The organism is Pseudomonas sp. Marseille-Q8238 (assembly GCF_965111915.1).
Genome location: NZ_CBCOPI010000001.1, coordinates 1,860,745 through 1,875,411 on the forward strand (window position 1 = coordinate 1,860,745; position 14,667 = coordinate 1,875,411).

Below are 14,667 nucleotides of genomic sequence, written 5' to 3' on the forward strand. Positions count from 1 at the left end.
AGGGCTCATGCGTTCTGCGCTCGCGGCAGCACATCGTTGGCGATCATTTCGCCGAACGGTCCGGTGAGATTGGTCACGCCGCGTCCGGCCAGGCTGGCGTAGGGTTCCGGCAGCAGCGGGAAGACCAGTTCGGCGAAGCGGTAGGCTTCTTCCAGGTGCGGATAACCGGAGAAGATGAAGCTGTCGATGCCGAGGTCGGCGTATTCCTTGATGCGTGCAGCGACCTGTTGTGGGTCGCCGACCAGCGCGGTACCGGCACCGCCGCGCACCAGGCCGACGCCGGCCCACAGGTTGGGGGCGATTTCCAGCTGGTCGCGGCGGCCGCCGTGCAGGGCGGCCATGCGCCGCTGGCCTTCGGAGTCGAAGCGGGCGAAGGATTGCTGCGCGGCGGCGATGGTTTCGTCGGAGATATGTGCGATCAAGCGGTCGGCCGCCTGCCAGGCTTCGTCGGCGGTCTCGCGCACGATCACATGCAGGCGGATGCCGAACTTCACCGTGCGCCCGTGCTGGGCGGCGCGGGCACGCACATCGGCGATCTTCTCGGCGACGGCGGCAGGCGGTTCGCCCCAGGTCAGGTAGACATCCAGTTGTTCGGCGGCCAGGTCATGGGCGGCGTCGGACGAGCCACCGAAATACAGCGGCGGATAGGGCTTTTGCACGGGCGGGTAGAGCGCCTTGGCGTTCTCCACCTTGAAGTGCCTGCCCGTGAAATCCACGGATTCCCCTTGCAGCACGCGACGCCAGATACGCAGGAATTCGTCGGTGACTTCGTAGCGCTCGCTGTGGCTGAGGTGGATACCGTCACCCCGGTTTTCATCGGGGTCGCCGCCGGTGACCACGTTGATCAGCAGGCGTCCGCCGGACAGGCGGTCGAGGGTGGCGGTCATGCGTGCCGAGACGGTCGGCGAGATGATGCCGGGACGGATCGCCACCAGATAACGCAGGCGCTCTGTCAGCGGTGCCAGGGCCGAGGCGACGACCCAGCTGTCCTCGCAGGAGCGTCCAGTGGGAATCAGCACGCCGTAGTAGCCAAGGCCATCGGCAGCCTGGGCTATTTGCTTCAGGTAATTGAGGCTGACCGGGCGGGCGCCCTGGCTGGTGCCGAGGAAGTGGCCGTCGCCGTGAGTGGGCAGAAACCAGAATACATTCATCGTCCGCTCCTCAGGCGATCTTGCGCACGGTGTGCGCGTGGGCGGTGAACAGCGGCAGGGCACGTTCGGCAGCCAGGCGTATCCGTGCCTGCAGGGCGTCGCTGCTGATCTGGTAGTCGCGCAGGTCGCTTTCGCTGGCATAAACGCCGATGGGCAGGGTGAGGGACTGGAAGAAGCTGAACAGCGGGCGCAACTGGTGATCGATGACCAGTGCGTGCAACGGACTGCCACCGGTAGCGGCGAGCAACACCGGGGTGTCGATCAGGCTGTCCTGGCCGACCAGGTCGAACAGGTGCTTGAACAGGCCCGGATAGGAACCGCGATAGACCGGGGAGGCGACGATCAGCAGATCGGCATTCTCGATGGCCTGCAGGTGCTGCTCCACCGCATCGGGCAGCTCGCTGCGCGACTGGGCATTGCCCAGCGGCCGGGCGATTTCGCTCAGCTCGATGAGGCGAGCGTCGATGTTCAAGTGATTGCCCAGCTCGGCAACGATGGCCTCGGTCAGTGCCAGGGTGCGGGAGGGGCGATAGGCGCCGCCGGAAACGGCGACCACGTTGAGTGCTGCAGTCATGTCTGGGTCCTGTGGTGGTGCTCTGTGGGCAGAGCGGTACACAGGCTTGAGCAAGAGCTGTACCACACTGATAGGCCCGGGTTTACTGGGATCCAGCTGGTTTCGCCGCGCTGCGCTGTTGATGCAATAGGTGTTTTGTTGCTTGGCTGTTGCCCTGGCAACAGTTGCTGGGCGTGCAGCGCCGAGACTGATGAGGAGAACGACTGGAGCATATTCGCGCGCCTGTAAGAACGTGCGGCCAGTTATACGACTGGTTTTTTATTCCTCAAAAGAATTATGGAAAATATAAAAATTCAAATATGGAATAAGAAGGTTCGCGTTAGCTGTTCATCTGGCAACAGCAGCTTTGCCGGGGTGGGCAGAGGCAGCGATGAATGCGCTCAATGCTTTTTGTGCATTTTTTCCATGCCTGAATAGAATTGAATTCAAATAACTTCTATAAATTCAATGGTTTAGTATTTTTATATGCGCATTGGATATTAAAAAATATTTAAAAGTTACTTTATGAAATAAGTGGCTGCCCCGGATGATTGCGCCGCACCACTACAGTTTCGGGGCGTCTGGAAACAGGGTCTGCCCCCTTTTTATTTCTCGCGTCACGGGTGGCGATCTGCGCAGATAGTTCGCGGCAGCCCACCGGGACGTGGCTGGAGCACCCACGGATGCAGACGATCAGCACCATCGCCACCTGGGCGCAGGCTGTTACCCGTGCGCTTGATGCAAGCGGTTACTCGAGCCGGGCGCTTTTGCAGGAGGCGGGCATCAGCCCGGACCACCTGCACGACAGCAACCAGCGCATTCCTGTCAGCACCATGAGCTGCCTGTGGCGTGCGGTGCGCCGAGTGACCGGTGACGAGTGCTTCGGCCTGCGTGTTGCCGAGCATGCCTGCCCCACGGATTTCCACGGCTTGCTGTTCGCCCTGCAGACCAGCCTCACGGTGGCGGATGCCCTCGAGCGCGTCGTGCGCTTTTCCCACATCATCACGACCTCGGCCAACATGGAGTTGCAGCGCGAGGGTGGTCGCTGCCTGATGCTCTATCGGCCATCGTCGGCGGTGCAGACCGAACAGATCGCCACCGAAGCGCTGATCGCCTCGGCAGTGCGGTTCACCCGGCAGAGCTGGAGCGAACTGAACCCGATCATCGCCGTCGAGTTGTCGCGTCCGGTACCCGCCAATCCGGCTGAATGGGAGCGCTCGCTGGGCTGCCCGGTACGCTTCGAGGCGCCGTGTAATGCCATCGAATACGCCCCACAATTCATGGGTCGCTCGCTGCGTACCGGCAACAGCGAACTGGCCAGCAGCCTGGACACGGTGTTGATGGGCTACTTGCAGCGTCTGCAACGCAACAACCTGCCGGAGCAGGTGCGCAGTGTCATCGTTCGCCAACTGCCGCAAGGCGAGGTGCAGCAGACGGCGGTCGCCGACGAGCTGGGCATGAGCGTGCGTAACCTGCACCGTCATCTGCTCAAGCACGCCACCAGCTTCAAGGAGTTGCTCGACGATACCCGCCGGCAACTGGCCTTCGATTACCTGCGTCAGCCGCACTGCTCGGTCAACGAGGCGTGCTATCGCCTGGGCTTCAATGAACCAAGCAGCTTCAACCGGGCCTTCCGCCGCTGGACAGGAACCACGCCAGGGCAATGGCGCAGCTCCCAGGCGCAGGAACGCGCCAGCGCGTCGGTGCTGGCATTGCCGGTGGTGGCACGCGAGCGGCCAGTGGATTTCTCCAGCTGGGCGCCGGCGCTGGCCGTCTGATCAGTCGCAGGCAATCGATGTGCGTCCACAGGGAGAGGGGCGTGAGCGCAACGAGGCCACATGTCATCGCCACTGAAGTGGTGGGGTGATCGCTATCGGATTTTATTGATAGGGATTATCATTCGCTGCTTGCTGCCCGGTATTTCAGGGCTACGCCTTCATGCAGTGAGCTCCATGCCAGACCTCGATTCATTGGTCGATATTCCCTCTGACGGCGTGCCCGAATCGGCGCGCAACGAGACGTTGCTGCGTGTATTCCTGGCGCGGCGCAGCCAGATGGAATCGCTGGTCACGCGTCGGGTTGGCTGCCGGGCCACGGCGGCGGATCTGGTGCAGGACCTGTTCCTGCGGTTCTGGCGGCGGCCGACGCCGGTGGTCGAAGACCTGGGCAGCTACCTGTTGCGCAGTGCCCACAACATGGCGATTGATCATCTGCGCAGCGAAGGGGCACGTACCCGCAATGAAAGTGGCTTGTTCCCCGAGACGCAGCAGGATGAACATCCGCCCCCCGAAGTGACACTGCAGGCCAGCCACGACCTGCGTTCGGTGTCGGCAGCATTGCAGGCGTTGCCGGAGCGCACCCGGCATATCTTCCTGCTCAATCGTATCCATGGTCGCACCTACGCCGAGATTGCCCGGAGCATGGTGATTTCGCAGAGTGCCGTGGAAAAACATATGATGCGCGCCCTCGACGTCTGCAAAGCCAGCCTTGCGGATACCGTGTCCTCACCCGGAAGCGCCAGCTCATGAGCCTCGATCACCTGCAAGCCACCGCTGCGTCGTCTGCCCTGGAGCAGCAGGCCTGGTTGTGGCTCGGGCGTTTGCAGGGGCAGCCGGAGCCGGCGTTGCGTGCCGAGTTCGAGCAGTGGTTGTACGCCGCGCCTGCGCATGTCGATGCCTTCGTCCGGGCACGTGATCTGTGGCAGCTCAGCCAACCTGCTGCGGCTGAAATGGCAGCTCAGGAGGCGCTGGCACTGCAGCGCTACCTGGTCCCTGTGCAACCCGCCGGGCGACGCCTATCGCGCTGGGCTGGTGCCTTGAGCATGGCGGCCTGTCTGCTACTGGTAATTTGGGCGGGGGGGTGGCAGCCCCTGCATTGGCTGGAGGATCTGCGCGCCGATCATGTCTCGCCTCCGGGCGAAATTCGCACATTGACCCTGGCCGATGGCTCGACCCTGCTGCTCGATGCCGACAGCGCGGTGACGGTGGAGTATCGGGAGAACGAGCGCCATATCGAGCTGCGTCGTGGCGCGGCATTCTTCCAGGTCACGCCGGGCGCTGTGCCCTTCGTGGTTGGCGCCCATGGTGGTGAAGCACGGGTGCTGGGAACCGCCTTCGAGGTGCGTTTGCTGGCGGAGGGTGCTCAGGTCACCGTGGATCATGGTCGGGTCGGTGTCCGGGCGCAGCAGAGTGGTGTGCAGCACGTGCTGACCGCCGGGCAGCGCACACACTTTGCCGGTGGCCAGGTGGCGCAACCACAGACTGTCGATACCCAGGCGCAGTTGTCCTGGCGTGAAGAGCGGCTGACCTTCTACAAGGCGCCACTGGGTGATGTGCTGGCTACGCTCGAGCGCTATTACCCCGGACGCATCCTGTTGCTCAACGAGGCGCTGGCCGGCCGGCGCATTAGCGGTAGCTTCCCCAGTAATGATCCGGCAGCGGTGTTGGCATCACTGCAAGCGGTGGTGGGTTTCGAGCAGAGTGAGTGGCTCGGTCGCCTGATCATCCTGCGTTGAGATACTGAGCAGACTGACGTCGATAAGAAAAAAAGATTTCGCCTGAGTGGTGAGGTACATGCCCTTGGCGTTCGTGTAGTGCTTGAAATGCGAGTATTTCGCAAACGAGAAGCCAATACGACAAGGGTCATACACTTCATGAAATACCGGATCACTCCCGTGCATGCCGCCGTTCTCAAGGGCCTGGGCATGGCGTCTGCACTGTTGCTGGGGCCGGTGGGCCTGCCAGTCCTGGCCCAGGCCTCCGAGCCGGGTTCTGCAGGGGCCTATGCCGCCGAATACGATTTCGCGCTTGCCGCTCAGCCGCTGCCGCAGGCCCTGAATGCCTTCAGTCGGGTCACCGGGCTCAGCGTGGTGTACACCGCCGAGGCGCCATATCGCCTGAACGCACCAGCGGTCAGCGGGCGGATGAGTGCTGAACAGGCCCTGAGCAGGTTGCTTGCCGGGTCAGGCTTCACTTACCGCCAGGCTGGCGCCGGCACCGTGACTCTGGAGCCGCTGGCCACTGGCGGGGCGCTGAGTATCGATGCGGTGAACATCGATGCATCGCGGCAGGCACAGGGTTATCAGCCACCGCCCGTGACTTCACTGATGCGCAGCGAAACCCCGCTACTGGACATTCCCCAGGCCGTTGCCGTGGTGCCGCAACAGGTCTTGCAAGATCAGCAGCCACAAAATCTCGACGACGCCCTGGCCAATGTCAGCGGCATTACCCAGGCCAACACCCTGGGCAGCACGCTGGATGCGGTGATGAAGCGTGGCTTCGGTGACAACCGCGACGGCTCGATCCTGCGTGATGGCATGCGTACCATCCAGGGCCGCAACTTCACCGCCTCGGCGGAGCGGGTGGAAGTGCTCAAGGGACCGTCGTCGATGCTTTACGGCATTCTCGATCCGGGCGGCGTGATCAACGTGGTCAGCAAGAAGCCGCAGCTGGAATCCTTCGGTTCGATCACTGCGCGGGCCTCGACCTATGGCCATGGCGACAATGGCAGTGGTGGCCAGTTCGACCTCACCGGCCCGCTGGGTGACACCGGCTTGGCCTACCGCCTGATCGCCGATTACGACGATGCCGATTACTGGCGCTCGTTCGGCAACAGTCGCGACAAGACTTTCGCTCCCTCGCTGGCCTGGTACGGCGAGGACACCACGGTGAACCTGAGCCACGAGTACCGTGAATACTCGGTGCCCTTCGACCGTGGCACGATCTTCGTCAATGGCAAGCGCCTGGATATCCCGGCCGACCGTCGTCTGGATGAACCCTACAACACCACCGAAGGGCGTTCGAACCTGACCATCCTCAGCATCGACCACCGCCTCGATGACGACTGGAAACTGCACTTCGCCTACAGCTACAACCGTGATCGCTATGACGATTACCAGGCGCGGGTCACCAGCGTGAACACCATCAACCATACGGTCGGCCGCCGCCTCGACGGCACTCGTGGTGCCGTCAGTACCTCGCATTTCGCTACCCTGAACCTGGAAGGCACCGTGCAACTGGCCGGTATGCAGCACGATCTGCTGACAGGCGTCGACCACGAATACCGCAAGTTCTACCGCGCCGACCTGATCCGTCAGAACACCACGCGCCGTCTGAACTACGACAACCCCATCTATGGCCTCGATCCGGTGCCGACCACGGTAGTGGCCAATGACAGCGACCAGACCGACCGGGTGGTGACCCAATCGGCCTTCGTGCAGGATTCGGTGCACCTGACCGACCGCTGGATATTCGTCGCCGGGGCGCGTTATCAGCTCTACGATCAACTGTCCGGTCGCGGCCGCCCTTTCAACAAGAACACCGATATCGACGGCCAACTGTGGGTTCCCCGTGTTGGTCTGGTCTACAAGCTGAGCAACGAGCTGTCGCTGTATGGCGGCTACACCGAGTCGTTCAAGCCCAACTCGACCATCGCGCCGCTGGCGAACGGCGCCACGATCAACGGCCTGGCGCCGGAGGAGGGCAAGTCCTGGGAAATCGGTGCCAAGCTGGATATTCCGGGGCGCATCACTGGCACCCTGGCGTTGTTCGATATCACCAAGACCAATGTGCTGGTGCTGATTCCCGATACCGCCGTGCCCGCCAACAGCATCGCCACCGCTGCTGGAGAGGTGCGCTCGCGCGGCCTGGAGCTGGACGTCACTGGGCAAGTCACCGAGCGCATCAGCCTGATCGGCACCTACGCCTTTACCGATGCCGAGGTGACGAAGGACCGCCTACTTGAAGGTAACGCCCTGCAGAACGTGGCCCGGCACACAGCGTCGCTGTCGACGGTGTATGACTTTGGCGAGCTGTTTGGTGCCGATCGCCTACGGGCAGGTATCGGGGCGCGCTATGTCGGCGCGCGCGAGGCCGACGCGCAGAACACCTTCGAGCTGCCGCACTACACGGTCGCCGATGCCTTCGCCAGCTACGAGACGCGCCTGCGGGAAAATACCGTGCGCTTCCAGCTCAACGTGAAGAACCTGTTCGACAAGACCTACTACAGCTCGGCAGTGAACAACCTCAACGTGTCCCTGGGTGATCCACGCCAGGTGCAGCTGTCCAGCACCCTGGAGTTCTGAGGCGTGTGAGCAACGGCGTCATCTAGGATGCACCGCGAGGCGGGAGGTCTGTGGGTTCGGATCTCACCGCTGTCGGAGGGCGATGCGCACCGTTACTTACCGGTGCGCACGGCTTGAGCAGCCCCTTACGTAGAGGTTTATCCCTGGCTTCTAGCGTGTGTTCTGTACGCGTGAAATAAAGCCGTTCAACTACACGCGCTCTACTGATTTTTCTGCAGCGAGATCGTTTAGCATGGCGCGCCCTGCTAGCTCGATGATCGCTGCACGACACCCTTCGGTCTGATCATTGTCCGCCGCGGACTATGGCTTGTCCGACAAAGCCCATTTTCTTTTCGAGCCTGCGCTTAGCATTCCGGCCCAAGGCGAACAGCGATTCGCCACCACTGATCACGCCGCCGAGTGTGCCCGTAAGGGACGAGGAGTATTCATGACGTACCTGCATCATCGACCGGCGCTCGCCGGTGCTGTGCTGAAACCCCTGGGCCTGGCCCTGTTGCTGGCCATGCAGCACGTTGCCGTGGCAGCGGAAGCGCCCACGGACGAGGCCCAGGAACAAGCCAGCCAGGACCAACAGGCTGATGGCAAGCAGGCGACGGCTCTGGGCAAGGTCACGGTAACCGCACGGCGTCGCGCCGAGGATGCTCAGGATGTCCCGGCTGCAATCACCACCGTCTCCGGACAGACCCTGGAGACCCAGCGCCTGTACAAGATTCAGGACCTGCAGCAGGTGCTGCCGAGTGTCAACATCGCTCACATGCATTCGCGCGTATCCAGCTTCGCCATTCGCGGCATCGGTAACAACCCGGCCAACGATGGCCTGGAAAGCAGCGCCGGAGTCTATCTGGACAACGTCTACCTGGGGCGCCCAGGTATGGCTGTCTTCGATCTGCTGGATATCGAGCAGATCGACCTGCTCTCCGGCCCCCAAGGCACCCTGTTCGGCAAGAACACCACGGCGGGTGTACTCAACATCACCACGCGCAAACCGACCTTTACCACCGAGCGCAGCGTCGAAGTATCAGGCGGCCAGGATGGTTATTTCCAAGGTAAGGGCTCCGTCTCCGGCGGGTTGACCGATACCTTGGCCGGTCGCGTGTCGTTCTACCGCAGCCGTGATGATGGTTACCTGAAGAACGACCATGATGGTCGCGACCTGCTCGGCGGCGAGCGTGAGGGGCTGCGGGCGCAACTGCTGTTCCAGCCCAACGATGATTTCAGCCTGCGCTGGATCAGCGAGTACAACCAGGAGAACTCCAGCCAGGGCAGTGGGGTGATCTACGGCGGCACCAAGCAGTTCTGGGACCGTGCGGCGCTGGTCGGTTCGACCCAGCGCGTCGGTCGCAGCAATATCGATGGCCGACAGAACGTCAGCGTGCATCAGAATGGCCATTCCCTGGAGGCCAACTGGAACCTGGCGGGCGGCTATACCCTGACGTCGATCAGTGCTTATCGCTACTGGCACTTCAACCCGGCCAACGACGCTGATCAGTTGGATGTACCAGTGATTCGCGACCTCGGCTATGAGGTGCATGATCGCCAGTTCTCCCAGGAGATTCGCCTGGCATCGCCCACTGGTGGGGCGTTCGATTATGTGCTCGGTGCCTATGCGTTCAAGCAGGATCTGGGCAACCGCAACTTCACCAAGCTGGGCCCGCTGGCCGACCTGTACCTGTTGCCCGCACCGCTTAACGGGCTGGGTCTCAATGCACTGAACAACGTCGAAACCAAGACCAACGGCAAGAGCGAGACCAAGAGTTTCGCCCTGTTCGCCCAGAGCACCTGGCACCTGACTCAGCAGCTCGATTTCACCGCAGGCGTTCGTGGTACTTATGAAGAGCGCGAGGCACGGGTCAAGCGTTTTGCCCCGACCGGTGGGGTCGCGGTTGGTGGGACGGCTGCAGCCGTTCGCCAGAATCAGACCGGCGCCTACGACTCCGGCGATCTCAGCCTGTACAACTTCTCACCCTCTGGCTTGTTGGGGCTGAGTTACACGTTCACCGATGACTTCCTGGGCTATGTGTCTCTGTCCCACGGCGAGAAGTCAGGCGGGGTGAACCTCAACGTCAGCCAGGCGCCGACGCTCGGTGCCGAGAGCCTGCTGGTGGCGCCCGAGCGGGCCAACAATGCGGAGCTGGGGATCAAGAGCCAGTGGCTCGACGACCGCCTGCTGGTCAACGCCAACCTGTTCTGGACCGGCATCCATGGCTACCAGGCCACGGGCTATTCGCCGAACCCGGCGCCGGGCGTGTTCTTCCTGACCAACGCCGGCAAGCTGCGCTCCCGCGGGCTTGAGCTGAATGTCACCGCGCTGCCGATTCGCGGCCTGACCCTGAATTTCACGGGCTCGTACAACGACGTTACCTACCTGTCCTTCAAGGATGCCCAGGCGCCGGCTGAAAGCGCTGTTCCCACCCAGGATCTGAGCGGGCAGCGTGCCGCCGGGGCGCCAAAGTGGATCGGCAACGTCAGTGCCGAGTACCGCTGGAACCTGGAGAGTGGTTTTGAACCGTATGTATCGGGCAACTACGCCTACCGCAGCGATACGCCGGGCACCCTGGACAACTCCAAACTTTCGGAAATCGACGGCTATGGTCTGGCCAACTTCAGTGTGGGGGTGCGCAAGGACCTGAGTGGCGGGCAAGTGGATGCCTCGTTGTGGGTGCGCAATGCCTTCGACAAGGAGTACTACCTGACCACCGCCAACAACTCGAACGGCCTCTATGTGGGCTACCTGGGCCAGCCGCGCACTGCGGGTGTGAGTCTGCGTTACGACTTCTGACCTTGCCTCTCTGCATTCACCCGGCCTGACCAGGCTGGGTGAATGGCACTCGATGACGGAATCAACTCATGAGCACTTCTCCACGGCAGATGCGCCTTGGCGCCTTTCTGATGGCCAGTGGGCACCACCTGGCTGCCTGGCGCCATCCAAGGGCCTGGGCGGGCGGCGGGCTGGATTTCGCCCACTTCAAACGGGTGGCGCAGACCGCCGAGCGCGGCAAGTTCGATGCGATCTTTTTCGCTGACAACCTGGCACTCCTGGGTCCGCCTGCGCTGTCCAGCCTGACCACCGGCGGCGATGTATTCGACCCGTTGATCCTGCTTGCAGGCCTGGCAGCAGTCACCGAACACATCGGCCTGATCAGCACCGTGTCGACCACCTTCAACGACCCCTACCTGCTGGCCCGTCGCTTCGCCTCGCTCGATCACCTGTCGGCAGGGCGTAGCGGCTGGAACCTGGTGACCTCGGCGGTCGACCTGGAAGCACAGAACTTCGGCCAGGAGCGCATCGACGAACACGCGGACCGCTATGCGCGAGCCGAGGAGTTCATCGATATCGCCACCGGCCTGTGGGACAGCTACGACGATGATGCCTTCGTGCGCGACAAAGCCAGCGGCCAGTTCTTCGACCCGGCCAAGGTGCACGTGCTCGATCACCGTGGCGAGCATTACCCGCGGGTCCGTGGGCCACTGAACATTCCGCGCTCGCCGCAGGGCTACCCGGTGCTGGTGCAGGCGGGTTCATCCGAGCCGGGCAAGGAACTCGCCGCGCGCACTGCCGAGGTGGTGTTCACCGCCCAGCAGACCCTTGAGGGCGCCCAGGCTTTCTATGCTGACCTGAAGGCGCGCCTGCCGCGTTACGGGCGCAATGCCGAGCAACTGAAGATCATGCCGGGCATTTCGCCGGTGCTGGGTGCGACACAGAGCGAGGCGGAGGACAAATTCGCCGAGCTGCAGGACCTGATCGACCCACGTATTGGCCTCGGGTTGCTGGCTGGCATGTCGGGTGGTTTCGACCTGTCGCAGTATCCGCTCGATGGGCCGCTGCCCGAGCTGCCGGAAAGCAACGCGATGAAGAGTCGCCAGGCGCTGTTTATCGACCTGGCTCGCCGCGAGAACCTGACCATCCGCCAGCTGTACCTGAAGATAGCCAGTGCCCGTGGCCATAACACCGTGGTCGGCACACCGCTGCAGGTCGCCGACATACTGGAGGAGTGGTTCACCCACGGCGCAGCGGATGGCTTCAACGTCATGCCGCCGTTCCTGCCTGAAGGGCTGGACCAGTTCGTCGACCTGGTGGTGCCCGAGTTGCAGCGCCGTGGCCTGTTCCGCAGCGAATACGAAGGCAAGACCCTGCGTGACAACCTCGGTCTGGCACGGCCTGCTGGTCGCTATGCCAGTGCGTAATCTTCCGTAGGGCGCGCCATGCGCACCGACGTGCGCGTTGAAGCCTTTGCTGCGCGCGGTGCGTCCTACGGGAAGTGCTTTAAGGAGCAGGTAGGCAACGATGGGGGCGACACTGCTGTAGCGGCGGTTTTTTGTTTACAGGGGGAGGGCGCGGCTTGAGGTACCATGCCGCGCCGAATTTTCTCGGCTCAACCTGTCCTGGTTTTCCATGTCCTCCAACGCCTTGTACACCGACCTGTCTGCCTACTACGACCTGATGTGCGCCGACATCGACTATCAGGCGCAAAGCCACAGCGTACGCCGGCTGCACCAGCTGTTCGGCACCACGGGACGCAAGCACTTGGACCTTGCCTGCGGCACCGGACCCCACGTACGCCACTTCATTGATTTCGGCTATGACAGTGCTGGCCTGGACATCAACCAGCCGATGCTCGACATCGCTCAGCAGCGCAACCCCGAGGCGCGCTTTATTCGCCAGAACATGGCCGACTTCACGGTGGCCGAGCCACTGGACCTGATTACCTGCTTTCTCTACTCCATTCACTACAACGCCGGGCTGGACAAGCTGCAGCAGTGCCTCGCCAGTGTGTATGCGGCGCTCGGGGAGGGCGGGGTGTTCTGCTTCAACGCCGTGGACAAGCGCAAGATCGACAACGCCTCCTTCGTACGGCACACCGCGGAGCACGAAGGCAGCCACTTCGCCTTCGGCTCCGGCTGGTACTACGGCGGCGAAGGCGAACGCCAGGCGCTGCGCTTGAGCATCGAGAAGACCACGGCAGGGCAGACCCAGGCCTGGCAGGACGAACACGCCATGGTCGCGCTGAGCTTTTTGCAGTTGCAGGCGCTGCTAGAACAGCAGTTCGATGTGCAGGTGTTCGAACATGACTACGAGAAGATCACCCCGTGGAATGGGGTGTCAGGGAATGCGTTGTTTGTTTGTGTAAAGCGCTAGGGGCTTTCTACGATCTGTCGATCATCATCCGCCTGCATGGCAATCAGGTTTCGATGAGGGCAGCGCAGGCAAGCGCTCAAACCGCGCTATGCGCGGCGAGGTTGCAATATTGTCCTTTGAAATACAGCAATGGTTGCGTAGCAGCCGCTTCTTGCAGGTTTAACGCTTTCACCTCACCAATCACGATCATGTGATCACCTGCTGCGTGTTCGGCGTGAATTTCGCAGTCGAGCCAGTGCAGGCTGCCGGCAATGAGCGGATTACCCAACGGTGATTGCTGCCATTCGACCCCGTGCCACTTGTCGGTACCTCGCCGAGCGAACTGGTTGGAAATCTTGACCTGCTCACCTGAGAGGATATTGACTGCGAACCGACCTGCCTGGCGGATTTTGGGATAGCTGGCGGAACTGGACATTACGCTGAATGACACCAACGGTGGGTTCATCGAAACGCTATAGAACGACTGGCACGTGAAACCAATCGGCTCGTCATCAACGTGCGATGTAATTACCGTGATACCGGATGCGTAGTGCCCGAGCGCTTCGCGAAAGCTCAATGGCTCGATGGCAGTACTGGAGCGCGACATGGTAGATCCTGAATATTGGGCAGAACTCGAGAGTGCGTATGAAGGCGTGAAGCCGTTAGGTAGTTTTCAATCAACCGTTTCAATCCTCTCCACACACCACTCCCGACGTTAGTTCAACACGGGTTCGAGAGTTCTCTTCGGACGATTTCTGCGCCTGCACTTAAAGCATTTAGCTTGCCTCTCGCGACTCGACGAGGCAAAGGAGCCATGCCGCAGTTGGTGCAAGGGTAGAGCTTGTCGGCATCTACAAACTGAAGGGCTTTTCGTAGGGTATTGGCAACGTCGTCTGGTGTTTCAATTGCATGGTTGGCCACGTCAATGGCCCCTACCATTACTTTTTTGCCGCGAATGAGTTCAATCAGCTCCATGGGGACATGAGAGTTGTGGCATTCCAGCGACACTATATCGATGCTGGATTTTTGCAGCTTGGGAAAGGCTTCTTCATATTGGCGCCACTCGGACCCCAGCGTCTTTTTCCAATCCGTATTGGCTTTGATGCCATAGCCATAGCAAATATGCACAGCGGTTTCACATTTAAGGCCTTCAATTGCCCTTTCTAAGGTGGCAACGCCCCAGTCATTCACTTCGTCAAAGAAAACGTTAAAGGCGGGCTCGTCGAACTGGATAATATCAACACCAGCAGCCTCTAGTTCCCTGGCTTCTTGATTGAGAATTTTGGCGAATTCCCAAGCCAGCTTTTCGCGGCTTTTATAATGGCTATCATAAAGCGTATCGATCATCGTCATGGGACCTGGCAGCGCCCATTTTATGGGTTGCTTGGTTTGCTGACGTAAAAACTTGGCGTCCTCGACAAAAACTGGCTTTTGCCGAGTAACAGCGCCCACGACCGTCGGTACGCTTGCATCATAGCGATCACGAATTCTGACGGTCTCGCGCTTCTCAAAATCAACGCCACTGAGGTGCTCAATAAACGTCGTGACGAAGTGTTGGCGTGTTTGTTCACCATCACTGACAATATCAATGCCGGCTTGTTGTTGCTCATGCAATGACAAACGCAACGCGTCGTGTTTGCCCTCAATCAATGCCTCATCGTGCAGTTTCCAGGGCGACCAAAGTGTTTCGGGTTGTGCAAGCCAAGAGGGTTTTGGCAGGCTGCCAGCAGTTGAAGTGGGTAACAGTTTTTTCACAATAAATGGC

11 protein-coding genes are annotated in these 14,667 nt (G+C 61.2%); 7 read left to right on the plus strand and 4 right to left on the minus strand.

Going from position 1 to position 14,667, the window contains the following annotated elements; all coding sequences use genetic code 11:
* Positions 1–5 precede the first annotated feature (5 nt).
* Together ssuD and msuE are read right to left on the minus strand one after the other, a co-directional pair.
* Positions 6–1,151, minus strand: coding sequence for an FMNH2-dependent alkanesulfonate monooxygenase (gene ssuD / locus ACWPW0_RS08595; RefSeq protein WP_454255051.1), 1,146 nt, complete (start codon positions 1,149–1,151; stop codon positions 6–8).
* Between the two features lie 10 nt (positions 1,152–1,161).
* Positions 1,162–1,725 carry an FMN reductase gene (msuE, locus tag ACWPW0_RS08600; protein WP_454255052.1) on the minus strand — a complete coding sequence of 188 codons (564 nt, stop codon included), beginning with the start codon at positions 1,723–1,725 and terminating at the stop codon, positions 1,162–1,164.
* A 662-nt stretch (positions 1,726–2,387) separates the two neighbouring features.
* Here msuE and ACWPW0_RS08605 point away from each other — a divergent pair.
* From ACWPW0_RS08605 to ACWPW0_RS08635, 7 genes are all read left to right on the plus strand, one after another.
* A complete protein-coding gene (locus tag ACWPW0_RS08605; RefSeq protein WP_454255053.1) occupies positions 2,388–3,482 on the plus strand; it encodes an AraC family transcriptional regulator in 1,095 nt (364 codons plus the stop codon).
* 174 nt (positions 3,483–3,656) lie between these two features.
* The gene (locus ACWPW0_RS08610; protein WP_454255054.1) at positions 3,657–4,232 is read left to right on the plus strand and encodes an RNA polymerase sigma factor; all 576 of its coding nucleotides are present in this window, start codon (positions 3,657–3,659) and stop codon (positions 4,230–4,232) included.
* Positions 4,229–5,218 carry a FecR family protein gene (locus ACWPW0_RS08615; protein WP_454255055.1) on the plus strand — a complete coding sequence of 330 codons (990 nt, stop codon included), beginning with the start codon at positions 4,229–4,231 and terminating at the stop codon, positions 5,216–5,218. The genes ACWPW0_RS08610 and ACWPW0_RS08615 overlap by 4 nt, the downstream gene beginning before the upstream one ends.
* Before the next feature lie 189 nt (positions 5,219–5,407).
* Positions 5,408–7,786, plus strand: a complete 2,379-nt coding sequence (locus ACWPW0_RS08620; RefSeq protein WP_454256714.1) for a TonB-dependent siderophore receptor — start codon at positions 5,408–5,410, stop codon at positions 7,784–7,786.
* A gap of 427 nt (positions 7,787–8,213) precedes the next feature.
* Positions 8,214–10,565, plus strand: a complete 2,352-nt coding sequence (locus ACWPW0_RS08625) for a TonB-dependent receptor (RefSeq protein WP_454255056.1) — start codon at positions 8,214–8,216, stop codon at positions 10,563–10,565.
* Between the two features lie 68 nt (positions 10,566–10,633).
* Positions 10,634–11,971 carry an LLM class flavin-dependent oxidoreductase gene (locus ACWPW0_RS08630; RefSeq protein WP_454255057.1) on the plus strand — a complete coding sequence of 446 codons (1,338 nt, stop codon included), beginning with the start codon at positions 10,634–10,636 and terminating at the stop codon, positions 11,969–11,971.
* A 208-nt stretch (positions 11,972–12,179) separates the two neighbouring features.
* On the plus strand, positions 12,180–12,923 hold the full coding sequence (locus ACWPW0_RS08635) for a class I SAM-dependent DNA methyltransferase (RefSeq protein ID WP_454255058.1): 744 nt from the start codon (positions 12,180–12,182) through the stop codon (positions 12,921–12,923).
* A gap of 76 nt (positions 12,924–12,999) precedes the next feature.
* Here the strand turns inward: ACWPW0_RS08635 and ACWPW0_RS08640 are convergent, their stop codons facing one another.
* Entirely contained in the window at positions 13,000–13,509 is a 510-nt protein-coding gene (locus tag ACWPW0_RS08640; protein WP_454255059.1) for a flavin reductase family protein, read from the minus strand.
* 113 nt (positions 13,510–13,622) lie between these two features.
* Positions 13,623–14,657: a methionine synthase gene (locus ACWPW0_RS08645; RefSeq protein ID WP_454255060.1), complete on the minus strand. Its 1,035-nt coding sequence runs from the start codon at positions 14,655–14,657 to the stop codon at positions 13,623–13,625.
* Positions 14,658–14,667 lie beyond the last annotated feature (10 nt).

Coding starts and splice junctions, on each gene's coding strand:
- ACWPW0_RS08605 (WP_454255053.1), top strand. CDS start 2,388: ATGCAGACGATCAGCACCATCGCCACCTGGGCGCAGGCTGTTACCCGT.
- msuE (WP_454255052.1), bottom strand. CDS start 1,725: ATGACTGCAGCACTCAACGTGGTCGCCGTTTCCGGCGGCGCCTATCGC.
- ACWPW0_RS08610 (WP_454255054.1), top strand. CDS start 3,657: ATGCCAGACCTCGATTCATTGGTCGATATTCCCTCTGACGGCGTGCCC.
- ACWPW0_RS08620 (WP_454256714.1), top strand. CDS start 5,408: ATGGCGTCTGCACTGTTGCTGGGGCCGGTGGGCCTGCCAGTCCTGGCC.
- ACWPW0_RS08625 (WP_454255056.1), top strand. CDS start 8,214: ATGACGTACCTGCATCATCGACCGGCGCTCGCCGGTGCTGTGCTGAAA.
- ACWPW0_RS08630 (WP_454255057.1), top strand. CDS start 10,634: ATGAGCACTTCTCCACGGCAGATGCGCCTTGGCGCCTTTCTGATGGCC.
- ACWPW0_RS08640 (WP_454255059.1), bottom strand. CDS start 13,509: ATGTCGCGCTCCAGTACTGCCATCGAGCCATTGAGCTTTCGCGAAGCG.
- ssuD (WP_454255051.1), bottom strand. CDS start 1,151: ATGAATGTATTCTGGTTTCTGCCCACTCACGGCGACGGCCACTTCCTC.
- ACWPW0_RS08635 (WP_454255058.1), top strand. CDS start 12,180: ATGTCCTCCAACGCCTTGTACACCGACCTGTCTGCCTACTACGACCTG.
- ACWPW0_RS08615 (WP_454255055.1), top strand. CDS start 4,229: ATGAGCCTCGATCACCTGCAAGCCACCGCTGCGTCGTCTGCCCTGGAG.